Source organism: Paraburkholderia sp. BL6669N2 (genome assembly GCF_003387275.1).
Classification (GTDB): domain Bacteria; phylum Pseudomonadota; class Gammaproteobacteria; order Burkholderiales; family Burkholderiaceae; genus Paraburkholderia.
On the sequence record NZ_QUNA01000001.1, the window covers coordinates 70,474 to 94,954 of the forward strand.

Annotated in this window: 19 protein-coding genes; 18 read left to right on the forward strand and 1 reads right to left on the reverse strand. The window is 62.4% G+C overall.

From position 1 onward, the window contains the following. Positions 1-311: 311 nt before the first annotated feature. The 18 genes from B0G80_RS00310 to rfbC all read left to right on the forward strand — a co-directional run bounded on the left by B0G80_RS00310 (position 312) and on the right by rfbC (position 23,521). Positions 312-980: an energy transducer TonB gene (locus B0G80_RS00310; RefSeq protein ID WP_106284998.1), complete on the forward strand. Its 669-nt coding sequence runs from the start codon at positions 312-314 to the stop codon at positions 978-980. Between the two features lie 76 nt (positions 981-1,056). Then, positions 1,057-1,962: a MotA/TolQ/ExbB proton channel family protein gene (locus tag B0G80_RS00315; RefSeq protein ID WP_116116482.1), complete on the forward strand. Its 906-nt coding sequence runs from the start codon at positions 1,057-1,059 to the stop codon at positions 1,960-1,962. Positions 1,963-1,974: 12 nt separating this feature from the next. After that, positions 1,975-2,397 (forward strand): biopolymer transporter ExbD, encoded by a 423-nt coding sequence (locus tag B0G80_RS00320; RefSeq protein WP_012432473.1) that lies wholly within the window; start codon positions 1,975-1,977, stop codon positions 2,395-2,397. Between the two features lie 24 nt (positions 2,398-2,421). Beyond that, a complete protein-coding gene (locus tag B0G80_RS00325; protein ID WP_011487696.1) occupies positions 2,422-2,850 on the forward strand; it encodes a biopolymer transporter ExbD in 429 nt (142 codons plus the stop codon). 9 nt (positions 2,851-2,859) lie between these two features. Beyond that, entirely contained in the window at positions 2,860-4,044 is a 1,185-nt protein-coding gene (locus B0G80_RS00330) for a lipopolysaccharide assembly protein LapB (protein ID WP_116116484.1), read from the forward strand. A gap of 298 nt (positions 4,045-4,342) precedes the next feature. After that, positions 4,343-4,918, forward strand: coding sequence for a helix-turn-helix domain-containing protein (locus B0G80_RS00335; RefSeq protein WP_012432476.1), 576 nt, complete (start codon positions 4,343-4,345; stop codon positions 4,916-4,918). Between the two features lie 304 nt (positions 4,919-5,222). Then, on the forward strand, positions 5,223-7,967 hold the full coding sequence (locus B0G80_RS00340) for a TonB-dependent siderophore receptor (protein ID WP_116116485.1): 2,745 nt from the start codon (positions 5,223-5,225) through the stop codon (positions 7,965-7,967). 291 nt (positions 7,968-8,258) lie between these two features. Beyond that, positions 8,259-10,187 (forward strand): extracellular solute-binding protein, encoded by a 1,929-nt coding sequence (locus B0G80_RS00345; RefSeq protein ID WP_116116487.1) that lies wholly within the window; start codon positions 8,259-8,261, stop codon positions 10,185-10,187. 8 nt (positions 10,188-10,195) lie between these two features. Beyond that, positions 10,196-11,248: a microcin C ABC transporter permease YejB gene (locus B0G80_RS00350; protein WP_116116488.1), complete on the forward strand. Its 1,053-nt coding sequence runs from the start codon at positions 10,196-10,198 to the stop codon at positions 11,246-11,248. Beyond that, positions 11,202-12,317, forward strand: a complete 1,116-nt coding sequence (locus tag B0G80_RS00355; protein WP_116116490.1) for an ABC transporter permease — start codon at positions 11,202-11,204, stop codon at positions 12,315-12,317. Before B0G80_RS00350 ends, B0G80_RS00355 begins: the two co-directional genes overlap by 47 nt. After that, complete coding sequence (locus B0G80_RS00360; RefSeq protein WP_116116492.1) at positions 12,314-13,981, forward strand: ABC transporter ATP-binding protein; 1,668 nt, start codon at positions 12,314-12,316, stop codon at positions 13,979-13,981. The genes B0G80_RS00355 and B0G80_RS00360 overlap by 4 nt, the downstream gene beginning before the upstream one ends. Next, complete coding sequence (locus B0G80_RS00365) at positions 13,974-15,410, forward strand: TldD/PmbA family protein (RefSeq protein WP_116116494.1); 1,437 nt, start codon at positions 13,974-13,976, stop codon at positions 15,408-15,410. Before B0G80_RS00360 ends, B0G80_RS00365 begins: the two co-directional genes overlap by 8 nt. Continuing rightward, positions 15,410-16,771, forward strand: coding sequence for a TldD/PmbA family protein (locus B0G80_RS00370; RefSeq protein ID WP_116116496.1), 1,362 nt, complete (start codon positions 15,410-15,412; stop codon positions 16,769-16,771). Before B0G80_RS00365 ends, B0G80_RS00370 begins: the two co-directional genes overlap by 1 nt. 4 nt (positions 16,772-16,775) lie before the next feature. After that, positions 16,776-17,357 (forward strand): GNAT family N-acetyltransferase, encoded by a 582-nt coding sequence (locus B0G80_RS00375; protein WP_116116498.1) that lies wholly within the window; start codon positions 16,776-16,778, stop codon positions 17,355-17,357. Between the two features lie 4 nt (positions 17,358-17,361). Further along, on the forward strand, positions 17,362-17,910 hold the full coding sequence (locus tag B0G80_RS00380; protein ID WP_106284987.1) for a GNAT family N-acetyltransferase: 549 nt from the start codon (positions 17,362-17,364) through the stop codon (positions 17,908-17,910). Between the two features lie 13 nt (positions 17,911-17,923). Beyond that, positions 17,924-21,136 (forward strand): multidrug efflux RND transporter permease subunit, encoded by a 3,213-nt coding sequence (locus tag B0G80_RS00385; RefSeq protein WP_116116499.1) that lies wholly within the window; start codon positions 17,924-17,926, stop codon positions 21,134-21,136. 727 nt (positions 21,137-21,863) lie between these two features. Next, positions 21,864-22,859 (forward strand): GlxA family transcriptional regulator, encoded by a 996-nt coding sequence (locus B0G80_RS00390; RefSeq protein ID WP_116116501.1) that lies wholly within the window; start codon positions 21,864-21,866, stop codon positions 22,857-22,859. Positions 22,860-22,969: 110 nt separating this feature from the next. Then, entirely contained in the window at positions 22,970-23,521 is a 552-nt protein-coding gene (gene rfbC / locus B0G80_RS00395) for a dTDP-4-dehydrorhamnose 3,5-epimerase (protein ID WP_116116503.1), read from the forward strand. A gap of 65 nt (positions 23,522-23,586) precedes the next feature. Here rfbC and B0G80_RS00400 read toward each other — a convergent pair whose 3' ends face one another. Then, entirely contained in the window at positions 23,587-24,477 is an 891-nt protein-coding gene (locus tag B0G80_RS00400; RefSeq protein WP_116116504.1) for a DMT family transporter, read from the reverse strand. Between the last annotated feature and the right edge of the window lie 4 nt (positions 24,478-24,481).

A 24,481-nucleotide genomic window follows, 5' to 3' on the forward strand; every position in this document is an offset into this window, starting at 1 on the left:
CCAGCGTTCATGCAAGGCAGAAGCGAACGGCTCAAATTTAATCTATTAGTAGTTCTACTTAGATCGGTTATTCGGCTCGCATGACGCACGGCCACCGTCTTCCAGAGAGGCGTCCGTGTCGTCGGATCGGAGCCGGGCAGTGTCACGTCCGTTTTGGACTCCGAATCAAAGACCACTGGTTGCCAGATGGTTGAAGTGAATGCTGTTTGCGGCAGGTAAGCGCACTGCAGTTACAGAAATGGACGGTTCACGCCGGAGGAGTAAAGGTGGGTACGAAAGTCGAAGGGCATTTTCCGGCAGCAGCGGCCCGTATGGAGAGGCCAGGGCGCCCGCGCGAGTTTGGGCGCAAGCAGCAAAACCCAGTACGCCGCTTTGGCGGCATCGCAGTTGTTCTGCTTCTGCACATCGTGCTGATTTATGCGCTGATCAACGGCCTCGCCACCAAGGTCGTGCAGGTCATTCAGCATCCAATCGAAACGAAAATCATCGAACCGGTGAAGCCGCCGCCTCCGCCGCCATTGCCCACGGTGCAGTTGCCGCCGCCGAAGTTCGCGCCGCCGCCGCCGCCATTCGTGCCGCCGCCGGAAGTGCAGGTGCAGACGCCGCCGCAGCAGCCGACTATTACGCATCAGGCCGCACCGGTCGTCTCGGCGCCCGCGGTGGCGCCACCCGCACCGCCGGCGCCGCCCGCGCCGACGAAGCCTGTGAGCACCGAGGTCGGAGTGGTGTGTCCGAACTCGGATCAGATCCGTTCGTCGATCCGCTACCCGAAGGAAGCGCAGGAAAACAACGTGACGGGTGATGTTGTTGTTGAATTCGTCGTCGACCCGCAGGGCCATATTACGAATGAACGCGTTGCCAAATCCTCGGACGACTCCTCACTGGATCGTGCCGCATTCAACGCAGTCAAGCAGTTCACGTGCGTTTCCCAAGGCCAGGCTGTCCGTGTGCAAGTTCCGTTCTCGTTTAACCTGAACTGAATTCACAGGCTGTTCGGTACCGGTAGCGATTTATCAGTCTTAGTTTAGAAGTTGTACTAATGAACTTGGAGCAGGCATGAAGAAGCGTACTCTCGCCGCACTGGCGGCAAGCATGTTGATCGCCGTGACCACGGTGGATTTCGTTGCACCGCAGATGGCCCACGCGCAGGCCAGCGACGCCGCGGCGTCGGCTGCCGCGGCACCGGCCACCGCCGCGCCGCAAACCGCTAGCGCGGCCGCCGACGAAGCAGTGCCGCCGCCGGCACCCGCTACGTCTGAAACGGTCAGCAACCCTTATGGGCTCAGCGCCCTCTGGAATAACGGCGACTTCGTCGCCCGCTTCGTGCTGATTCTGCTGGTGCTCATGTCGATGGGCAGTTGGTACATCATGATCACCAAGTTCGTCGAACAGTTCCGCGCGAACCGCCGCGCGAAGAGCGCGGACGAACAGTTGTGGACCGCGCCGTCACTGGTGGAAGGCGCAAAGCTGCTCGACGAAACATCGCCGTTCCGCTTCATCGCCGAAACGGCTATCGAAGCGGGCGAGCATCACGAAGAAGCACTGCTTGAGGCCGTGGACCGCAACACGTGGATCGATACCTCGGTCGAGCGTGCGATCACCAATGTGTCGAACCGGCTGCAAGACGGTTTGGCGTTTCTCGGCACGGTGGGTTCGACGGCGCCGTTCGTCGGCCTGTTCGGTACGGTGTGGGGGATCTATCACGCACTGACGGCCATCGGCATTGCCGGCCAGGCGTCGATCGACAAGGTTGCGGGTCCGGTGGGCGAGGCGCTGATCATGACGGCGATCGGTCTTGCGGTGGCAGTGCCCGCGGTGCTCGGCTACAACTTCCTGGTTCGTCGCAACAAGTCGGTGATGGAGCGTGTCCGTGCATTCGGCGCACAACTGCATACCGTGTTGCTGGCCGGCAGCCGTCGCCCGGCGCGTGCTACGGCTCGCGAAGCGTCGCTGGTTCAATAAGCGGAGTCCGTCATGGCAATGAGCGTTGGGCAAGACGACAACGACGAGGTCATCTCCAGTATCAACACCACGCCGCTCGTCGACGTGATGCTGGTTCTGCTGATCATCTTTCTGATCACGATTCCGGTCGTGACGCATACGGTGCCGGTGCAATTGCCGAAGGAGACGATTCAGCCGCTGCAGACCACGCCGAAGAGTATCGTCATCGCGGTGAATCGTGACGGCGACTTCTTCTGGAACGAAAAGCAGGTCGATGCCCCGACGCTGCTGGCGCGTTTGAAGACCGTGTCGGTCATGACACCGCAACCGGAAGTGCACGTTCGCGGCGACCAGAGCGCGCGTTATGAGTTCATCGGCCGGGTCATCACCGAGTGCGAGCGCGCCGGTATCGCCAAGGTTTCATTTATCACTGAGCCGCCCGCGCGCGGCGGCTGATTTTGCGCCCGAAAGGAGCCAAAAATGGGAATGAACGTATCGTCGGGCGGCGGCAGCGAACCGGATGTGATGGTCGACATCAACACCACGCCGCTAATCGACGTGATGCTGGTGTTGCTGATCATGCTGATCATCACGATCCCGATTCAGACGCACGCCATCAAGATGAACCTGCCGGTCGGCAATCCACCGCCGCCGATCACGCAGCCTGAAGTGGTGCAGATCGATATCGACTTCGACGGCACCACGACCTGGAACGGCCAGCCGGTGCCGAACCGCGCGGCGCTCGAATCCAGGCTCGCGCAAGTGGCCGCCGAACCGGTTCAAGCCGAGATCCATCTGCGGCCGAACAAGCTGGTGCCGTACAAAGATGTCGCGGAGGTCATGGCGTCCGCGCAACGGCTGGGCGCGACCAAGATCGGCCTGATCGGCAATGAGCAGTACATGCAATAGGGAAGGGCAATGCAAACGATTCACCACCGCTTCAAGCGGGCCGTCATCGCGGCCGCTCTCGTGCTGCCGCTCGCCGCTCATGCCGCCGACACCTTGCGGCCGGACGTGGCGAAGCCGCTGAATGCCGCGCAGGATCTGTATCGCGCGCACAAGTACAAGGACGCGCTGACAAAGATCGATCAGGCGGCGGCCGTGCCCGGCAAGACGCCGTACGAAAGCACCATGATCGAGCAGATGCGTGGCGCGGCCGCGGCGGCGGCGGGTGAAACCGGCGTGGCTGCTCAGGCTTACGAAACGTTGCTGAGTTCCGGCAAGCTGAGCGGCGCGGACGAACAGCGCACGTCGGCGGCATTGGCGGGCATCTACTTCCAGCAGAAGAACTATGCGCAGGCGGCGAAAGTCGCGCAGCGCTATCTGAAGACCGGCGGCAGCGATCCGGACATGCGCACGCTGCTGGTTCAGTCCTACTACCTGTCGAACGATTGCGCGAGCGTGGTGAGCCTGCTCAAGCCCGGTATCGATGCACAGGTGCATGCGGGTCACGCGCCCGACGAATCGCAACTGCAATTGCTCGGCACGTGTGCGCAACGCGTGAAGGACGATGCCACATACCGCAGCACGCTCGAGAAGCTGGTTGCCTATCATCCGAAGCAGTCTTACTGGGACGATCTGTTCTCGGCGATTCGCAATAAGCCGGGCTATTCGTCGAAGCTCGATATCGACACGTATCGCCTGCGCCGCGCTACCGGATCGCTCTCGACCGCCGACGACTATATGGAAATGACCCAGCTTGCGATCGTGGCGGGCACCACCGCGGAAGGCAAGCAGATCATCGATCAGGGCTTTGCGTCGGGTGTTTTGGGACGTGACGCGCAAGCGGAGCGCGAAAAACGTCTGCAGGCACTCGCGGCCAAACGCGCGCAAGCGCCCGCCGATCCGGCAAATCCCGTTGCCCCCGTCGACATGGGTTTCAACCAGGTTTTCGCGGGGCAGGCGAAGCAGGGTCTGGCGGCGATGGATGCCGCGATCGCCAAGGGTGGACTCGACCATCCGGACCAGGCGCAGCTGCATCTCGGCGAGGCGTACTACATCGCGGGCGACAAGGCTCGCGCGGTGCAAACCTTCCGTGCGGTGAAAGGCACCGATGGTTCAGCCGACCTCGCGCGTTTGTGGGTTCTGGTGGCGTCGAAATAAGCGCACTCCACTTCCGTCAGGTTCTCTCAGATGAGGCGCATCCCCTCACGGCGGACGCGAGGGAGTGTGCGCGTTCCAATTAACGTGGGCTCGTCTTCGATGTCGATGTGTGGTTGCAGCCGCAACTATCAAAAGGATGGTTGGGAGCGGGCAAAGTCTTCTGGATAACAAATTGATGCGGTTATCCATGGCGGACCGTCAGCAGGGCTATCAGGGACGTTTTAGGGAGAACGTCGCGCTCTACGAAACATAATTTGCATATATCAAACTATTTTTGACTACGGGATTCTGTCTTGCTATGGTCTTGCCACTCAATAACAAGGCACATGTTGCAATCTCTATAGGAAGCAAAATCCGCGCGCTGCGCCAACGGCTCAGTCGCACACTGGATGAAGTGGCAACGACCGCGGGTATTTCCAAGCCCTTTTTATCGCAGGTGGAACGGGGTCATGCAACACCTTCGATTACCTCGCTAGTCGGTATTGCGCGAGCTTTGGGTGTCACGGTGCAGTACTTCGTCGACACACCGACAGAAGACAAGTCGGTGCGTAGAGGAAGCGAGCTGAAGTACTTCGGATTTGACGGAACCGCCAATCTGTTTGGAAGGCTGACGAACCTGTCGGTCGGCGGCAAGCTGGAAGTGATCCTCGTCAGGATGCCGGTGGGACAGAACCCGTCGGAAGTCACAACGCATGCCGGTGAAGAATTCTTGTATGTGATGAGCGGTCAGATCTCGCTCACGCTGGAAGGCACGACGTTCGTATTGCAGGCAGGCGACACCGCGCATTACGAGTCTACCGTGCCGCACTCCTGGTCCAATACCGCGCGTGAAGAAGCGGTGGTCGTGTGGGTCGGGACGCCGAGATTGTTTTAGTGCCGCAGGCCGTGCTTTAGAAAAAAAGCAGTCACTCGATATTTGTAAGCATTACTTAAGTGTGTGCCCGCGATTTGGGAAGCCGGACCGACGCATGGCGGAACCCACTCGCGCGGCAGTAGATATGTAATCGATTGGAAAGCGCTGCGCATTCCGATTGCAATAAATTAGTAGTCCGACGCTGACTTATTTGAAGTTGCTTTAACGGAACGCGGCGCAAGATCGCCGTATATCGAGTAGAGCGGTTCACGAGACCACTCTTCACATACTGCTGTGGCCTTACTGACGAGCGAGAAGGGGAAAAATGAAACAAAGGGCATTGGCGCTGGCCATTAGAAGAATAGTCTGGGCTGAACTGGCGTTGTCGGCCGCAATCGCCGTACCGGCGTTTGCGCAAAGCCAGCCGGCGACCACCGGCACCGCGGCAGGCGCGACGACGACGGAAAGCACCCCGGCAACGGGCACGGCCGCCACACCGTCTGCGGACAACACCACCGCGACGCCGACGGGCAAAGGGGTCCAGCAACTCAAGAAATTCGAGGTGACCGGGTCGCTGATCCGCACGGCGGACAAGGTCGGCAACACGGAAGTTCAGACCATCACGACCAAGGAAATCCAGCAAAGCGGTTATACGACCGTGGCCGACTTCCTGCGCGGCACGTCCGCGAATTCGGGGAGCAGCTGGGGTCAAACGACAATGAATAGCTCCGCGCAAGGCGGCGGCGGTATTGCATTGCGCGGTCTGAGCGAGAAGTACACCCTGGTGCTAGTGGACGGGCAACGGGTAGCGAATTACGGCAAGGCGGTGAACTTCACCGACACGTTCTTCGACGTGAATTCGATCCCGCTCAACATGATCGACCACATCGACATCGTGAAGACCGGTGCGGTCTCGGTGTATGGTTCGGATGCCATTGCGGGCGTGGTCAACATCATCACCAAGAAAGACTTCCAGGGCTTGCAGATCGATGGCCAGCTCGGCAAGGCGCAGCATCCGGGCGACGCGCAGGGCAACTTCAGCGTGCTCGGCGGTATCGGTGACCTGAATGGCGACCGCTTCAACGTGACAGCCGCCGCGAGCTACTACCGCGACACCGGCTCGTCGCTCGGCGATCGCGACATGACCGCGGGTCAAGACTTCAGCCAGTTCCCGGGTGGTCTCGCGGGCCCGCTCGGTCCGAACCAGCAGTCGTACTGGACCACGGCCGACGGCACCAACATGGCGCTCAATCCCTGTCCTCCGGGCAGCGTGTCGGCGAACGGCGCATCTACGTGTAAATCGAATCCGGCCAGCACCACCTCGCTGGTGCCTGCGATCACGCGCCTGAACGCGAAAGTGCGCGGCACGTTCAAGATCAATGACGACATGCAGGCTTACGCCGATTTGTGGGTGAGCCGCAACGAAACCGTGCAGAACGAAGGTCCGGCCGTGCTGAGCAGCCAGACCAACGCGTTCAACCCGGCCACCGGTTCTGCGTTGCCGATCTCGCGCACGGTCTCGGGTACCAATCCGTACAACCCGTTCGGCGTGCCCACGCTGATCAACTATACGTTCCCGAATACCGTCTCGGCGGATACGGTGTCGACGTTCTGGCGCGCATCGACCGGCGTGAAGGGCTCGTTCACCACCCCGAAATTCGGCGATTGGGATTGGTCCGCGGATTACGGCCATTCGCAGAGCACGGTCGACACGACCTACGGCAACGTGCTGAATGTTGCGGGCCTCGAGAACATTCTGCAGAACGGCGTATTCAACTTTTCGAACCCGTCGGCTACGCCGAACGGTTTGAACGGCGTCTTCCAGAACGACTATGAGCAGGCGATCTCGAAGCTCGACAGCGTCACGGCGAAGACCTCGACAACCAACCTGTTCACTCTGCCGGGCGGTCCGGTCGGTGTCGGTTTCGGTACGGAATTCCGTCACGAAAGCAACATCATCAATTCGCGTACGTATAGCGCGCTCGGCATTACGGCGCCGGCCAACGTGCAAACGGTCGACGGTGAGCGCAATGTGGCCGCCGTCTACTATCAGGTGGATATTCCGATCATCCACAACCTGACGTTCACGCAGGCGGGCCGTTACGACCACTACAGCGATTTCGGCGGTGCGTTCTCGCCGAGCTTCGCGTTGCGCTTCCAGCCGGTCCGGGCTCTCACGGCTTTCGCATCGTATAGCCGCGGCTTCCGCGCGCCGACGCTGGTCGAAAACTCGCAGGCAACCTATCTGGCTCACCAGAACCTGGTGGACCCGAACGACCCGAGCGGCACGCCGACCAAGCACTTCACGACGGAACAGGTCAACGGCAATCCGGCGCTGCAGCCTGAGCGTACCAAGAACTACAACATCGGCTTCCAGCTTTCGCCGGACTCGTCGACGGATATCGGTGCGGCGTTCTACAAGATCCATATTGACGGTGTGATCGGCACGGACGATCCGAACGCTGTGATGAATGCGAACAACCCGTCGAACGTGATCCGCAATCCGGACGGCACGGTAGCGTACATCAAGGAACAGTTCGTCAACCTCGGTTCGCTTGACACCGACGGCTTCGACATGAACTTCCGCAAGTCGGTGGGCACGAAGTACGGCACGTTCACGCTGGCAGGCGACTGGGCCTATGTGTGGCACTTCAAGCTGAACAGCCCGGGCGCGCCGACGCAGGACTTCGCCGGCAACAACCTCGCGCTGTTGCAACCGTTCGGTGCGTCCAATCCGCGCTGGAAGGGTAATACCAGCCTCTCCTGGGATTACCGCAAGCTGACCACCACGCTGACGTGGCAGTACACCGGCCCGTACACCAACGCGGTGGCGTCGGAGTTCGGCGACGGCGGCACGCTGTCGGTGGCGTCGTATAGCCAGTTCAACCTGATGGCCACGTATCGCGGCTTCAAGAACTGGACGATCTACGGCGGCATCAACAACATCTTCGATCGCAAGCCGCCGTTCGACGTCGAGTGGCAGGCCACCCCGGATATCACGGGCTACGACCAGTCGCTTTACACTAACATCGGCCGCTTCTTCCAGGTCGGCGCGTCGTACCGCTTCTGAAGTCCTCGATGTTTGTGATGCACCCGCTGTCTGTCCAGGCGGTTGGCCGCTCCGGCTTCCATTGTTGGTGCCGGAGCGGCGCAAATTGGTTAGCGATGTACCGAGGCATGCCCGCGTGCACAATGCTCGTTCAGAACCAAGGCGAGCGGCGGCGAGCGGCAACGAGTTAGCGCGCAGAGCAGCGCTAGCGGGGGAAAGCTACGAGAGCGAAGGCGTCATGCCGGCACTCTTGCCGATTCGATTTACCGCGCGCCGGCCTGAAGCCGGCGCGCGTTCTTACGCATTCCGAAGATGAGACTTGTGAAGTTTCACTGGTCGCGCGCCGTGCGAACTGTAGCGGCCGCGGTGCGCCTGCCTGGCACTGCCGCGCGAATCGCGCTGTGCGCAGGGGCGTGTCTGGCATTGGGCGCGGTCTGCGCGCAGGCGCGGCCCTCGATTGCGCAGTACGACGAGCCCAAATATCCCGCCGGCTTCACGCACTTCGACTACGCGGATCCCACGGCGCCGAGCGACGGCAAGCTCAGCTTTCAGAACTTCGACGAACTGCAGAGCTATGATTCGCTGAATCCGTTTCTCGTGCGCGGTGCGCCCGCGCCGGACATTCAGCATCTGATGTTCGATACGCTGATGCAGCGCAGTTGGGACGAACTCGCTTCCGAGTACCCGCTGATCGCCGACGATGTCGAGGTCGCGCCGGACCTGGGTTCGGCCACCTTCCACATCAATCCCGCCGCGCGCTTTTCGAACGGCGATCCGATCACCGCGGCCGACGTCAAATACTCGTTCGACACATTGACGAGTCCAAAGGCCTCGCCGCTCTTCAATGCGCAGTTCTCGGTCATCAAAAGCGCGACCGTGATCGACAAAAACACGATTCGCTTCGAATTCAAGCACGCCGAACGCGACGCAGCGCTGATCGCCGGCGATTTACCGATCTTCTCGCCGAAGTGGGGCATGCGCGCGGACGGCACACGTCTGCCGTTCGACCAGATCGCGAACGAACCGCCGATCGCGAGCGGCCCGTATCTGATCGAGTCGCGCAAGAACGACAAGCAGATTACCTATCGACGCAACCCTGATTACTGGGCCGCGAATCTGCCGTCGCGGCGCGGCATGTTCCGCTTCGCGAGCATCACCTTCAAACTGTATCGCGACCATTACACGCAACTGGAAGCGTTCAAGGCCGGCGACACCGACGTGCTTGTCGAATACAGCGCAACGCAATGGGCGCGCAAATACGTCGGCAAGAACTTCGACAACGGACTACTGAAGAAAGGCGAATTCGCCGACGGCCCCGCGCAGATGCAAGGCTTGCTGATGAACCTGCGCAAGCCGATGTTTCAGGACCCGCGCGTGCGTCACGCGCTGACGATGGCATTCGACTACGACTGGATGAACCGTATGATGTTCTACGGTCAATACCGGCGCACCAGCAGCTATTTTGCGGCGAGTCCGTTCGGTGCGACCGGCATGCCCGGCCCGAAGGAACTGGCCTTGCTTGAGCCGTTGAGGGCCGACGTGCCGCCGGAAGTATTCGGCCCCATGCTCAAGCAACCCACGACGATCGCGCCAGATTCCTTGCGCGGCAACTTGCGCGTGGCGCGCGATCTGTTGGCGCAAGCGGGCTGGCACTATCGCGACGGCGCCTTGCGCGACGCCAACGGCACGCCGATGACGATCGAGATCATGGACGATCAGCCCGGTATGGATCGCCTGATCCTGCCGTATATGCAGGCGCTCGGCATGCTCGGCATTCAGGCGCATATGCGTGAGATCGACAGCGCGCTGTACCAGAAGAGGCTGGATAACTTCGAGTACGACATGACCACGTTCATCTATCCGCCGGTGACGATTCCCGGCGCGGAATTGACGCGCCGTTTCGGCAGCGCGGCGGCCTCAGAAGTCGGCTCGGAAAACTATCCGGGCATCCGCTCCAAAGCGGTCGACTCGCTGATTCACTCGGCGCTCTCCGCCGACAATCTCGACGACCTCGAAGCGGCAACCCGTGCACTGGACCGCGTGCTGATCTATTCGTTCTACATCGTGCCGGAGTATTACGCGCCGGGCGCGCGGATCGGATACAAGTCGACGCTCGGTCATCCGGACAAAGTGCCGACGTCGTATGTATACGAAGACTGGGTGATCGACTACTGGTACAGGAAAACGCCGGCCGCCCAGACCGCATCTTCCACCGCGGCTACGGCCGCTACGGCTCACTGAGGCACAGCATGCTTGCCTACATTCTCAGACGCTTGTTGTTGATGGTGCCGACCCTGCTCGGCGTGGTCACGCTGACCTTTGTCGTCACACAGTTCGTGCCGGGTGGGCCGGTCGAACAGGTGATGACGCAACTCCGCCACGGCGCTGGCCGTGGCGGAGAGGCGGGGGCGGGCGGCGGCGGTTATCACGGCAGCCAGGGCGTCGATCCGCAGCAGATCGAACAGATCAAGAAACAGTTCGGCTTCGACAAGCCGCCGCTCGAACGCTATCTGCTGATGCTCAAGCACTATGCAACGTTCGATCTCGGCCAGTCCTACTATCAGCACGACAGTGTATGGGACGTCATCAAATCGAAGCTGCCGGTGTCGATCACGCTCGGCTTATGGACGGTGCTGCTCACCTATCTGATATCGGTGCCGTTGGGGATCGCGAAAGCGGTGCGCAACGGCTCGCGCTTTGATACCGTCACGAGCGTGCTGGTGCTCGCCGGCTATGCGATTCCCGGTTTCGTGCTCGGCGTGCTGTTATTGATGTTATTCGGCGGCGGTACGTTCTGGCAGGTGTTTCCGATGCGCGGCCTTACCTCGGATAACTTCAACGATCTCAGCGCATTCGGCAAGGTGCTCGACTATTTGTGGCACATCGTGTTGCCGGTCACGGCTTCGGTCGTCGGGAACTTCGCGATCGTCACCATTCTGACCAAGAACACGTTTCTGGAGGAAATCGGCCGGCAATACGTGCTGACCGCGCGCGCCAAGGGTGCACCGGAGCGCGACGTGCTGTGGAAACACGTGCTGCGCAATGCGGCGATTCCGCTGCTCACCGGTTTGCCGGCGGCCTTCGTCGGTGCGTTTCTGAACGGCAATCTGCTGATCGAAACGCTGTTCTCGCTCGACGGCATGGGCCAACTCTCGTACGACTCCGTAATTCGCCGTGACTATCCGGTCGTGCTCGGTTCGCTGTTTCTGTTCACGCTGATTGCCCTCGTAACCAAACTCATTGCTGACGTCTGCTATGTCCTCGTCGACCCCCGCATCCAATTCAACCGCCTGGACCGCTGACGCGGCCGGCGCGGCGCACGCGGCGTCGCCGTCTCCGTGGCGGCGTACGTGGCTGCGCTTCAGGCGGCAGCGTCTCGGTTACTGGAGCCTCGTAATCTTCCTGTCGTTGTTCGCCATCAGCCTGCTCGGCGAGGTGTTGTCCAATGACCGTCCGTTGCTCGTCCGTTACGACGGGCACTACTACTTCCCGATCGTGAAGGACTATCCGGAGACGCTGTTTGGTGGCGACTTTCCGGCGCGTGCCAATTACCTCGATCCGTATATCCGCTCGCGGCTCGAATCGAATGGCAACTTTGCGATCTATCCGCCGAATCATTTCCACTACGACACGATCGACTATTTCGCCGCGCATCCGTATCCGGCGCCGCCCACCGCGAGCAACTGGCTCGGCACGGATCAGTTCGGGCGCGACGTGCTGGCGCGGCTGCTGTACGGCTTCCGCTTGTCGGTGCTGATGGCGCTGGCGCTCACGGTTTCCGGGGTCGTGGTCGGCGTGCTGACTGGCGCGGTGCAGGGCTTTTACGGCGGACGCACCGATTTGATCGGTCAGCGCCTGATCGAAATCTGGAGTTCGATGCCCGACCTGTACCTCCTGATCATCTTCGCGTCGATCTTCGAGCCCACGTTGTGGCTGCTCTTCATTTTGCTGTCGATGTTCGGCTGGCTCGTCCTGTCCGATTACGTGCGCGCCGAATTCCTGCGCAACCGTTCGCTCGATTACGTGAAGGCGGCACGTACCATGGGTCTCAGCAACTGGCAGATCATGTGGCGTCATGTTCTGCCGAATAGTTTGACGCCGGTGATTACCTTCCTGCCGTTCCGCATGAGCGCCGCGATTCTCTCGCTGACCAGCCTCGACTTTCTTGGCCTCGGCGTTCCGCCGCCGACACCTAGCCTTGGTGAACTGCTGCAGGAAGGCAAGAACAATCTCGACGCATGGTGGATCTCCATGTCGGCGTTTGCCGCGTTGGTGATCACGTTGCTGTTGCTGACCTTCATGGGCGACGCATTGCGCAATGCGCTCGACACGCGTTCGCGCGGTTCGGCTTTCGGCGGAGGTCCGCGATGACCGCCACTCAGGCGCCGATCGCTCGTCCGTTGCTGGAAATCGATCGTTTCTCCGTGCGTTTCGGCGACAAGGTCGCGGTGCATGAACTCAGCCTCTCAATCGCACGCGGTGAGCGCGTGGCGCTGGTCGGCGAATCGGGCTCGGGCAAGAGCGTCACCGCGCTGTCCATTCTGCGGCTGGTCGAGCATGCCGAATTGAGCGGCCGCATGTTGCTCGACGGCGAGGACCTGCTGCAAAAAACCGAGCACCAGATGCGCGGTCTGCGCGGCGCCGACGTCGCAATGGTGTTTCAGGAACCGATGACGGCGCTCAATCCGCTCTTCACGATCGGCAAGCAGATCGCCGAGAGCCTGCGTCTGCATGAAGGTTTGAGGCCGAATGCGGCGCGCGAGCGCGGCATCGAGTTGCTCAGGCGCACGGGCATTCCCGAGCCGGAGCGGCGCATCGACAGCTTTCCGCATCAGTTGTCCGGCGGCCAGCGGCAGCGCGCGATGATCGCCATGGCGCTCGCGTGCCGTCCGCGTTTGCTGCTCGCCGACGAACCGACCACCGCGCTCGACGTCACCGTGCGCCAGCAGATTGTCGATTTGCTGATTTCGTTGCAGGAACAGGAAGCGGCCGAACGCGGCATGGCCGTGCTGTTGATTACGCATGACCTGAATCTGGTGAAACGTTTTGCGCAGCGCGTCGCGGTGATGGAGAAGGGCGTGCTGGTCGAAACCAATACGACCGAAGCGCTATTCGCGAGCCCGCAGCATCCGTACACGCGGCGGCTGCTCGACAGCGATCCGCAACGCGCGGTCGAACCGGTCGAGGCGGGCGCGCGCCGGCTGCTCGAAGTGCAAGGACTGGCCGTCGATTACCGCACGTCGGCGAAAGGCTGGCGGTCCATGTTTGGGCGCTCCACGTTCCGTGCGGTGCACGATGTCGATCTGAGCGTGCGGCGCGGCGAAACGCTCGGCATTGTCGGTGAATCGGGTTCGGGGAAATCGACTTTGGCCGCGACCGTTCTCGGTCTGCAACAGCCGGCCGCCGGCCATATTCATATCGATGGTTTGCCGCTGTCCACGCTCAAGACGGCGAACTCGCGCCGCGCGCTGTATTCGCGCATGCAAGTCGTGTTTCAGGACCCGTTTGGCTCGCTGTCGCCGCGCATGACGGTGGAGCAGATCATCGGCGAGGGCTTGGCCGTGCATCGGCCGGAAGTGGATGCGAAGGCACGGCGCGCGCGCGTCGGCAGCCTGCTCGAAGAAGTCGGCATGCCGGCCGACGCGATGCTGCGCTATCCGCACGAATTCTCCGGCGGCCAGCGTCAACGTATTGCGATTGCGCGCGCACTGGCCGTCGAACCGGAATTGATCGTGCTCGATGAGCCGACCAGCGCACTCGACGTGTCGATCCAGAAACAGGTGCTGAATCTGCTGACAAATCTGCAGAAAAAGTACAAGCTAAGCTATCTGTTCATTACGCACGATCTGGCGGTGATGCGAGCCATGGCGCATCGCGTGATCGTAATGAAGTCGGGACGCATTGTGGAGGCGGGCGACACACTCGATGTGTTGCATGCGCCATCGCATCCTTATACCCAGTCGCTGCTCGCCTCGTCGCTCAATGTGCCGGAGCCTGGCACGGCCGCGACTCATACGGGACATGCCAATGATTGACGAACGTTGGGCGCAAGCCGCCCAAACGCTGAAAAGCCGCGCGGCGTTCTGGTCGCTGCGCATTGTGGACGAACAGGTCGACGACCACGAGATTCGCAACGACATCGCGCAGCCGCTGCGCACCGTGCGCGATCGCGGTGCGATGCTGATCGCGTGGGTGGGCGCGGGGGCGGCTTATGCCGCGACTGCGAATCTCTCGGCGGCCGGTTTGCAGGCCGCGCTCGATTTAGCCACCGCACGCGCTGAGGCGAGTGCGGCCTTGTCGCTGATCGACCATCGGGAAGTCGCGCGACCCGCGGCGAGCGGCCAGTACATGTCGCCGAATGCGCAACGCGCATTGCCGAGCCGTGCCGAATGGCTCGAGCTTCTCGGCGCGGAATGCGCGGGCGCGAACCTCGATGCCAAAATCGTCGAACGCGTGGCGGCAGTGCAGATCACGCACACCGATCAACTCTACATCACCGGCGACGGTGTACGTATCGACCAGCAGTTCCGTTTCGTGATGCCGCAATTGAGTGTCGCCGCGCACGCGAACGGCGATACGCAAGTGCGCACGCTGGGCGGCAACTACGGCACGCTCGGACAGGGCGGCATGGAAGTGCTGACGCGTTTCGGCTTCGAAGGCTCGGGTGCGCGCGTCGCAAATGAAGCACTGCAATTGCTGGCCGCGCCGAATTGCCCCTCGGGCAAGCGCGATCTGTTGCTGATGCCCGACCAGATGATGCTGCAGATTCACGAATCGATCGGCCATCCGCTCGAACTGGATCGCATTCTCGGCGATGAACGCAACTTCGCGGGCTGGAGCTTCGTCAAGCAGGACATGTTCGGTTCGTATCGCTACGGCTCGGAACTGCTGAACGTCACCTTCGATCCGTCGCTGCGCGAAGAAGCCGCAGCCTACGCATTCGACGACGACGGCACCGAAGCGCACAAGCAATATCTGATTCGCAACGGCGTGCTGGAACGTCCGCTCGGCGGCGCGTTGTCGCAACAGCGCGCACGCATGCCGGGCGTCGCGAACTCGCGTGCTTCGAACTGGAACCGGCCGCCGATCGATCGCATGGCGAATCTGAATATCGAGCCGGGCGAGAGTTCACTGGAGGCGATGATCGGCAATATCGAACACGGCATTCTGATGCGCACCAACACGTCCTGGTCGATCGACGACCATCGCAACAAATTCCAGTTCGGCTGCGAGTTCGGCCAGTTGATCGAGAACGGCAAGCTCACGCAGGTCGTCAAACAGCCGAATTACCGCGGTATTTCCGCGAATTTCTGGCGCAGCCTCAGCGCAGTGGGCAACGCGAGCACGCGCGAAGTGTATGGCACGTCCATGTGCGGCAAGGGCGAGCCGGCGCAGATCATTCGCGTCGGCCATGCGTCGCCGGCTTGCGTGTTCAGCAACATCGACGTGTTCGGAGGCGCATGATGAGTCAGTTCATCTCTTCGCGCGCTGCCACGTCGGTGGATTGGGAGCGGCATTTCACTTTGCTCGCCGATGCGATCGAGCGTCTGCAGCAAGGCGGCGAAACCACGCTCAGTTCATTTGCCGGCGAGCAGTCCGACTTCATCCGTTTCAATTCGGGCAAGGTGCGGCAGACCGGCAGCGTGTCGCAAGGCAAGCTGACCTTGCGTCTGATCGACGGCGCGCGTCAGGCCTATTCCACGCTGACCGTATGCGGCGATCTGCAGCAGGATCTCGATGAAGTGAGCGCCGCCCTCGCCACCTTGCGCGAAGGTCTGCGCGGTGCGGCGGACGATCCGCATCTACTGTTCGACACGTCGAAATGGCAGCGCACCACGCAGCGCTCCGGCAAGCTGCCGAACCCTGACGGGCTCGCGCACATCGTCGCGGAATGCGCGCGAGGGCTCGACTTCGTGGGCTTCTATGCGGGCGGCACGATCGTGCGCGGTTTCGCATCGACGACCGGCAGCCGCGGCTGGTATGAAGTGGACAACTTCAATTTCAGCTGGTCGCTGTACGACCCGAGCGGCCGCGCGATCAAAACCACCTACGCCGGCGACGACTGGAGCGACGCCGTATTCGTGGGCAAAGTGGAACAGGCCGCGACACGTCTTGCCGTTCTGGCGCGCCCCCCGCGCACGTTGGCGCCGGGACGTTACCGTTCCTATCTGGCGCCCGCCGCGCTCGCGGAACTGCTCGGCGTCACCGCATGGAGCGGCTTTTCCGCCCGCGCTCAGGCGAGCTCACGCAGCGAGTTGTACAAGCTGCATGTGGGAGAAGTCGTAGTCGATCCGCGCGTGACGATCAGCGAAGATCTCGGTCTCGGCATCACGCCAGGATTCAATGACGACGGTTACCTGCGTGACAGCGTCCCGTTGATCGAGGCCGGCCGCAGTGCCGAACGCCTGACCAACGCACGCAGCGCACGCGAATACGGTTTGACGCCGAACGGCGCGTTGGCCAGCGAATCACCGGCCGCGCTCTCGATGCAAGCGGGCGACTTGCTGGAAGAGGAGGTGCTCGCAAAGATCGACACGGGTCTCTACATCGGCAACCTCTGGTACGTGAACTTCTCGGACCGCATGAATTGCCGCCTCACCGGCATGACGCGCTTCGCGACGTTCTGCGTCGAGAACGGAGAAATCGTCGCACCGCTGGAAGCCATGCGTTTCGACGACAGCCTGTACCGTTTGCTCGGCAGCGAACTCGAACAACTCGGCGCGCAAGCGGAACTGCTATTGAGCGATTCGACATGGGGCGAGCGCGCCACGGGCGGCATGCAATTGCCGGGCATTCTGGTGAGGTCATTCGAATTGACGTTATAAGCCTATGGATCAACACGAAAAAACAAAATCAAAACCTGAGAGCTTGCCCGAGGGCCTGACGCTGCGCGCGTTGCGCGTGGCCGACGCGGAACAGTTTCACGCCATGCTGCAATTGCCCGTGGCGATGAACGGCAATCCGCAGGTGCCGTTTCGGACCGTTGCCAGCACACGCGAGCACCTGGAAAAATTCGAGGCCCCTGGCATCGCGATCGCGGCGACGGTCGGCGACACGCTGGTCGGTCAGGCCAGCCTCAGTCCTTTCAAGGGACGCCGCGCGCATGCCGCCTCGCTCGGCATTGGCGTGCACGACGCATGGCAGCGGCGCGGCATCGGTCATGCGCTGATGGCGGAGCTGCTCGATCTGGCCGACAACTGGCTCGGTCTGCGCCGCGTCGAGTTGCATGTCTACACCGATAACCACGCGGCACTCGCGCTATACCGCAAGTTCGGCTTCGAGATCGAAGCGCATCAGCGCGGTGCCATATTGCGTCGCGGCGTACTGATCGACTGTTACTTCATGGCGCGGCTGCGCGAACCGGCGCCGTGGATGTCGCCGCCTCCTGTCGCCTATCTCGCAGCGGAATAAAACCATGAACGAAACAAGGTTGCCGGACGACGCCGCACATTACAAATGTATTATGGTGCGCGCGTTCGAGTCGTCGGACATGGATGCGTTCGCCGAGATCATGAGCTTGCCTGGCGTGCGGCGCGGCACGCTGTCGGTCGGCTATCGCAGTCCTGAACAACTCGCGGCGTGGCACGAGCGGAGCCTCAAAGGCGGCGTGAACGTGTGCGCGGTTATCGACGGACGCGTGGTCGGCCACGCGGGCCTGGAGGTCCACCGGTCGAGCCGCGCGCACTGCGCGCATTTAGGCGTCGCCGTGCACGACGCGTATCATGGCCGCGGTGTCGGCACCGCGCTTTTGCAAGGCTTGATCGACTGCGCGGATGCGTCGCTCGGCTTGCGCCGCATCGACCTCACGGTGTTTGCCGACAACGCGCCGGCCATCGCGCTGTATCGCAAGTTCGGCTTTGTCGAAGAAGGCCGCTCGCGCGGTTTCGCCATGCGTGACGGTGTGCTGGCGGACGCGCTGCATATGGCCCGCCTCGTCGACGCACCGCGCCTCCAGACAATCTGAACGGATTCATTGAGTGCCATTTTTCTTCATCGACCGCCCGGTCTTCGCATGGATCGTCGCGCTCGCCATTGTCGTGGCGGGCGCGCTGGCTATTCCGCAACTGCCGGTGGCGCAGTATCCGCGCCTTGCGCCGCCGCGCATCGTGATATCCGCCATGTATCCGGGGGCGTCGACTGAAGTCGTGGACGAGAGCGTCGGCAGCATCATCGAGGAGAGTCTCGATGGCGCCGACAATATGCTGTACTACCAAACGACCAGCGACAACCTGGGCGAACTCGAAATCGACGCGACCTTCGCGCCCGGCACCAATCCGGATCTCGCGCTGGTCGACATCCAGAACCGGCTCAAGCAGGTCGAGCCGCGTTTGCCGCAGCAGGTGGTGCAGCAGGGCATCAGCGTGTTCAAGGCGGCCAACACGTTCCTGATGCTGGTCGCGCTGAGTTCCACTGACGGCACGCGCGACTCCGTGCAATTGAGCGACTATCTGAGCCGCTACGTGTTGCGCGAGTTGAAGCGCGCGCCCGGCGTGGGCTCAGCCCAACTCTGGGACGCCGACGAAGCGCTGCGCATCTGGCTCGATCCGATGAAGCTGCGCGAATACGGCCTCGGCGCCGCCGAAGTCAACGCCGCCATCGCTGCGCAGAATGCGACCGTGACGGCGGGCACGCTCGGCGACGCGCCGTTCGTGCCGGGCCAGCAATTGACCGCCTCGGTGAACGTGAAAGGCCAGTTGATCTCGCCGGCCGAATTCGGCCAGATCGTGCTGAAGGCGCGGCCGGACGGCTCGGCTGTGCGCCTGCGCGATGTCGCGCGCGTCGAACTTGGGCGTGACAACTACTCGTACTATTCGCGCCTGAATGGCAAGGCTGCTGCAACGGTCGGGATTCAACTCGGGCCGCGCGGTAACGCGCTCGAAACGTCGAATGCGATTCGCGCACGGCTTGCCGAGCTGGCGAAAGGCCTGCCTTCGGGCGTCGCCGTCGAAATCCCGTTCGACAACGCGCACTTCGTGAAGATCGCCATTCACGAGGTGCTCGTCACGCTCGCGGAAGCGGTCGTGCTGGTGTTCTTCGTGATGTGGCTATTTCTGCGCGATCTGCGCTATACGCTGGTGCCGACCGTCGTGATTCCGGTCACGCTGATGGGCGCGTTTCTCGCCATGTATGCGTGCGGTCTGTCGATCAACGTGTTCACGATGTTCGGCCTCGTGCTCGCCATCGGCATTCTGGTCGACGACGCGATCGTGGTGGTGGAGAGCGTGCATCGCGTGATGGAAGAAGAGGGCTTGCCGCCACGCGAGGCCACGCGCAAAGCCATGTCGCAGATCGGCGGCGCGATTGTCGGCGTGACGGCGGTGTTGACGGCGGTGTTCGTGCCGATGGCGTTCTTTCCCGGCGGCGTCGGCGGAATCTACCGCCAATTCGCGGTGGCGATGATCGCGTCGATGCTGGTGTCGTCGTTCATGGCCTTGTCGCTGACGCCCGCGTTGTGCGCGAATCTGCTGAAGGCGCACACGCAATCGGTGCGTCAACGCGACGCGCGCCGCGGCATTCGCGGTTTCGCGGCGCGCGCGGCGAGCCGTTTCACGTCCGGCTTCGATCGCGCCGCGCGTGGTTATCGCGGGTTGACCGCGCGCACGTTGCGCCGTATCGGCCCCATGCTGGCCATCTACGCGGTGCTGGTCGGCGTGTGCGGCGTGCTCTACTGGCAGATGCCCGGCGGTTTCCTGCCAAGCGAGGACGAAGGCCAGTTGCAGGTCATGATTCAATTGCCCGCCGGCGCCACCCAGGCGCGCACGCTGGCCGTGGTGCAACGCGCGGAAAACATTCTCCATGCCGAGCCCGCAATCGCGAACGTCACGAGTGTGATCGGCTGGAGCTTTTCGGGCAGTGGTCAGAACGTGGCGATGGGATTCGTCGAACTCAAGGACTGGGGCAAGCGCGATATCGATGCACTGGCCCTGCGCGACCGGCTCAATGCAAAGTTCGACCAGATTCTGGACGGTAGCGTCGAGGCTCAATTGCCGCCTTCGGTGCCGGGACTCGGGCATTCGGACGGGTTCGTGTTCCGCCTCGAGGATCGCGGCGGCGTGGGGCTCGACGCGCTCAAGGCCGCGCGCGAGCAACTATTCACGCAGGCCAAGGCGAGTCCGGTGCTGGCTTCGGTGCACTCCGAGGATCTGCCTGACGCGCCGCGCGTCGAGCTTATCGTCGATCGCGCGAAGGCTTATGCGCTCGGCGTGTCGTTCGACCGCATCGCGGACGTGCTGGGCAGCACTTTCGGCTCGACCTATATCGACGATTTCCCGGCCGGCGGCCGCATGCGCCGCGTCATGATCGCCGCCGACGCCGCCGCGCGCATGACCGAAGAGGATTTGCTCGCGCTCGCCGTGCCCAACTCAACGGGCGGCATGGTGCCGCTCTCGGCTATCGCAACGCGTCAGTGGACGATCGGCCCGGTGATGCTGACGCGCTACAACGGCTACCCGTCGCTCGACGTGAGCGGCCACGCGGCGCCAGGCTACAGTTCCGGCGCGGCCATGGCGGAGCTGGAGCGGCTTGCGGCTTCCCTGCCGGTCGGCGTGAGCTATGACTGGGTCGATGCGGCACGCGAGGAAACCGCGGCCGCGAGACTCACGCCGCTGTTGATCGGCCTGTCGTTGCTGGCGGTGTTCATGGCGCTGGCCGCGCTCTATGAAAGCTGGACGATTCCGCTTGCCGTGCTGATGGTCGTGCCGCTCGGCGTGATCGGCGCGGTTGCGGCGGTGCTGTTGCGTGGCATGCCTAACGATGTGTACTTCAAGGTCGGCATGATCACGGTGATCGGCCTCGCGGCGAAGAACGCGATTCTGATCGTGCAATTCGCCCGCGATCTGTACCAGGGCGGCGTGCCGTTGACGCGTGCGGTGACCGAGGCCGCGGGCGCCCGGTTCCGGCCGATCGTGATGACCTCGGCGGCGTTTCTGCTGGGCGTCGTGCCGCTCGTGGTGTCGAGCGGCGCGGGTGCCGAAAGCCGCCGCTCGATCGGCACGGGCGTCTTCGGCGGGGTGCTGGCTGCCACGCTGTTCGGGCTGGTGTTCGCGCCGGTCGCGTTCCATGCGGTCGCTTCGCTCACGCACGGACGGCGGCGGCTGGCGGCATTGCATCGCAGGCGCGCCGAGCGGCAGGGCCGCCGTGCCGCGACCGGGATCGAACGCGAGTCGCTCGACGAGTCGCCGACGGCCTGAGCGTTCGGATAGCTGCATCGTGACCGGCGTGGTGCGCTGGCCGGCGCCGTCACGCGGCGGCCGCGCAACTTCAAACGCGCCTGATTTTTCGGGCGCGACAAGCCTTCAATCCTCCGATGTTTATAGTTATTGTGCACTGCAAGCACGAATTGTTCATACGTATGAAACCGCCAATGTTTCAATATAGAAACATTTTCGGACGTTCGAAAAACGCGTTTATAAACGATTAATAGCGATCGATTCGTTAAATGCAGGCCGATTGCACCCGGTGGCCAATAAATTCCCGATTTGCGAATAAATCGGCTATTGAATGGTCATTATTTGCGAGGTTTGTATTTCAAGTTTGAAACACTTTTGGATGCCGCTTTGCCATACGCAGGTCATAATCCGGATGCGTTGCGGCGCCCCGGCACGCGCTCCGTCAGTGCCTGGAAAGCCTTGCTGGCAACGATTTGGCGGCGAGCTGCCGGGAGCGCCGGGTGTGCGCGGCTGCGGCGCAGACTCATCGCGCCGTTGTCATATCAAACGCGAGATAACGGTTTTCTTCATACATTCTATTTCTCGACAGTAATTTGTTTTTCAAATTTACTCTAGCGATCCATTCCGCTACCATCACGCTTAATCCGTTAAGCGGCCAGCTGCGATTTCCGCTGGCAATAATCATTCCGTCATAACGGCGGCTAACGGCGATCGGGGTCCACAATGTACGACAGTTTGGGGAAATATCATGCCGCACATGCACCTTGATACTGCGAGGATCACCTGGTTACATACGCCGACGCTGAACGTGCGTAGTGCGACGCGGCGCATCGGCGTGTTGCTGTTCGACGGCTTCTGGCTGCTCGGCCCAGGCACGGTGGTGGAGATGTTCCAGACGGCGAACGAACTCTCGGGTTCGCGCGCCGGTGAAGAGCAGCCTTACGAAGTGCAATTCCTTTCCATGGACGGCGGCAGCGTCGCCAGTTCTTGTTCCGCGCGCATCTGGACGGACCGTATCGACGCGCGCTTCGCCAGCGGTTTCGACGTGCTGTTCATCGCGGGCGGCTACGGCGCGCATGTGGCCGCGCGCGACGAGCGGGTGCTTGGCTGGCTGCGCGCGGTGCAATCGCGCACGCGTGCGATCGAAACGATCGGTGAAGGACGGCTCGTGCTGGAAGCGGCCGGCCCGACGGATAGCGACGGACCGCAGGTGAACCGCTATCTCAGCAGTGTCACGGGCGAGTCCGCGCTCAACGCGTCTAATGACCGTAACGACTGTGCCCGCAGCGCGCTCATGTTTATCAAACGCGATCTCGGTGCGGAGCTTGCCCGCAGCGTCGCCGACCGCGTGATGCCCGGCATGGCTGCCACCTGGGTGCCGCTACCCGCGGAGGGCGGCACGCTCAGCGTGGCCGAGAAGATCCGCGCTGCAGCGCGCTGGATGGAGGCCAACTGCGACCGTCCGGTTTCGGTGGCGGACGCCGCGCAGGTCGCGGCGATGAGCGAGCGCAATTTCCTGCGGCGTTTCAAGCATGAAATGCAGGTCACGCCGTCGGACTATCTGCTGCAGGTTCGCTTGCGCATTGCCTGTAACTTCCTCACCGAGACTGAACTGCCTGTCGACAAGATCGCGCGGCGCAGCGGTACGGGCAACGGCGATCGTCTCGCGAAGATTTTCCGCAAGCGCATGGCGCTGTCTCCAACCGAATATCGCGCGCGCAGCCGCGTGGCGAGCGAGGCGTAACATCATGCAGGCGCCCGAGCCGGCGGCGGGGCGCCTTACGACACGTGGACGCGTTCTCCGTCGTGGCGGCAGCGTTTTCGCCGGTCAGGCTTCTTACGAGCACAGCGGCAATGGGCAACAAGGTGATCGCAACGACATTGCCGGAGGTGAAACTCATCGAGCCCGAGGTGTTTTGCGACGAGTTCGGCTTCTGCTTCGAGAGCTTTAGCGCGGACGAGTTTACCGACGACGTCTCGCAAGCTTTTCAATGGGTGCAGGACCGGCATTCGCGTGCGGTGCGTGGCGTGTTGCGGGGCTTGCACTACCAGGTGCAACGCCCTCAGGGCCGGCTCATGCGGGTCGTGGTGGGCGAAGTGTTCGCCGTCGCCGTCGACGTGCGGCTCAATTCGCCGAATTTCGGCAAGTGGTGCGGGGAGTATCTGAGCGCGTCCAATTACCGGCAAATCTGGGTGCCTCCCGGCTTCGCGCACGGTTTCGTGGTGCTCTCCAGTATCGCCGAGTGTTTGTGGAAGACCACGGAATACTGGTTTCCCGAACTGGAGCGCTGCATTCTGTGGCGCGATCCCGACATCGGCATCGAGTGGCCGATCGATTTCGAGCCGACCCTTGGCGCGAAGGATGCCGCGGGCCGGCGTCTTTACGAAGCGGAAAACATCGCCTGAGCCAGGCGCACGGTCTTGCGCGCCGAGGTGTGCGCCGGGGTGCGCACACGACCGTGCCGCGGATTTCAGCGCGCCACCATCACGGCGCCGACGCTTGCGGTCACCACCAGCAGCGTGCCCATGATCTGCAGAATCCCCATCGGCTGATGCAGTACGACGAAGCCGGCCAATGCGCCGATCGCCGGCTCGACGCTCATCAGGATGCCGAATGAAGCGGCCGGCATGTGCCGCAACGCCACCATTTCCAGTGCGTACGGCAGCAGCGGGACCAGCAGCGCGAGGCCGGCTGTCGCCATGACCTGGGCCGCCGCCACGTGCAGACCGCTTTGCGCCAATCCGAATGGCGTGGCCACGAGCGCCGCCGCGATCAGCGACACGGACAGTCCTTCGAGTCCCGCGAACAGGGTGCCGGTCTTCTTCATCAACACGATATAGCTGCCCCAGCCGAGCGCCGCGCCGCAAGCGAGCAGCACGCCGAGCGGTTCGCCGATCCAGCCGGCGCGATCGCGCGAGAGCAGGATCACGCCGACGATTGCCAGCGCGGGCCAGAGCAGTGCGCGGGCGCGGCGCACGGCGAAGGTCGCGACGGCGAGCGGCCCAAGAAAGTCGATCGCGACCGCGAGTCCTAAGGGAATGCGCTGAAGCGCCGCGAAAAAGCACAGCGTCATGCCCGCCATCGCGGCACCGAGCACGCCGGCGGCAGTCCAGTGCGCGCGCGAATAACTCAGCAAGCGCGGACGCACCAGCAAGGCGAGCACCAATGCAGCCCAGCACAGGCGCAGCCAGGTGGTGCTGAGTGAACCGTACGTGGCCATCGTCGGCGCGGAAAGTGCGGCGCCGAACTGCACGCACGACATTGACAGCACGCACAGCAGGGCCGCACCGGCCGCGCTGCGGGATGGTTTCACGCTGGTTTGCGCGGGATTCAACGCGGGTTGGAGAGTAGTGTCCTGCATGGTT

What these genes read in the sequence shown, in the direction of transcription:
- B0G80_RS00315 (WP_116116482.1), top strand. Translation starts at nt 1,057, where the DNA reads ATGAAGAAGCGTACTCTCGCCGCACTGGCGGCAAGCATGTTGATCGCC.
- B0G80_RS00330 (WP_116116484.1), top strand. Translation starts at nt 2,860, where the DNA reads ATGCAAACGATTCACCACCGCTTCAAGCGGGCCGTCATCGCGGCCGCT.
- B0G80_RS00380 (WP_106284987.1), top strand. Translation starts at nt 17,362, where the DNA reads ATGAACGAAACAAGGTTGCCGGACGACGCCGCACATTACAAATGTATT.
- B0G80_RS00340 (WP_116116485.1), top strand. Translation starts at nt 5,223, where the DNA reads ATGAAACAAAGGGCATTGGCGCTGGCCATTAGAAGAATAGTCTGGGCT.
- B0G80_RS00375 (WP_116116498.1), top strand. Translation starts at nt 16,776, where the DNA reads ATGGATCAACACGAAAAAACAAAATCAAAACCTGAGAGCTTGCCCGAG.
- B0G80_RS00390 (WP_116116501.1), top strand. Translation starts at nt 21,864, where the DNA reads ATGCCGCACATGCACCTTGATACTGCGAGGATCACCTGGTTACATACG.
- B0G80_RS00400 (WP_116116504.1), bottom strand. Translation starts at nt 24,477, where the DNA reads ATGCAGGACACTACTCTCCAACCCGCGTTGAATCCCGCGCAAACCAGC.
- B0G80_RS00320 (WP_012432473.1), top strand. Translation starts at nt 1,975, where the DNA reads ATGGCAATGAGCGTTGGGCAAGACGACAACGACGAGGTCATCTCCAGT.
- B0G80_RS00355 (WP_116116490.1), top strand. Translation starts at nt 11,202, where the DNA reads ATGTCCTCGTCGACCCCCGCATCCAATTCAACCGCCTGGACCGCTGAC.
- B0G80_RS00310 (WP_106284998.1), top strand. Translation starts at nt 312, where the DNA reads ATGGAGAGGCCAGGGCGCCCGCGCGAGTTTGGGCGCAAGCAGCAAAAC.
- B0G80_RS00370 (WP_116116496.1), top strand. Translation starts at nt 15,410, where the DNA reads ATGAGTCAGTTCATCTCTTCGCGCGCTGCCACGTCGGTGGATTGGGAG.
- B0G80_RS00325 (WP_011487696.1), top strand. Translation starts at nt 2,422, where the DNA reads ATGGGAATGAACGTATCGTCGGGCGGCGGCAGCGAACCGGATGTGATG.
- B0G80_RS00335 (WP_012432476.1), top strand. Translation starts at nt 4,343, where the DNA reads ATGGTCTTGCCACTCAATAACAAGGCACATGTTGCAATCTCTATAGGA.
- rfbC (WP_116116503.1), top strand. Translation starts at nt 22,970, where the DNA reads ATGGGCAACAAGGTGATCGCAACGACATTGCCGGAGGTGAAACTCATC.
- B0G80_RS00360 (WP_116116492.1), top strand. Translation starts at nt 12,314, where the DNA reads ATGACCGCCACTCAGGCGCCGATCGCTCGTCCGTTGCTGGAAATCGAT.
- B0G80_RS00365 (WP_116116494.1), top strand. Translation starts at nt 13,974, where the DNA reads ATGATTGACGAACGTTGGGCGCAAGCCGCCCAAACGCTGAAAAGCCGC.
- B0G80_RS00350 (WP_116116488.1), top strand. Translation starts at nt 10,196, where the DNA reads ATGCTTGCCTACATTCTCAGACGCTTGTTGTTGATGGTGCCGACCCTG.
- B0G80_RS00345 (WP_116116487.1), top strand. Translation starts at nt 8,259, where the DNA reads ATGAGACTTGTGAAGTTTCACTGGTCGCGCGCCGTGCGAACTGTAGCG.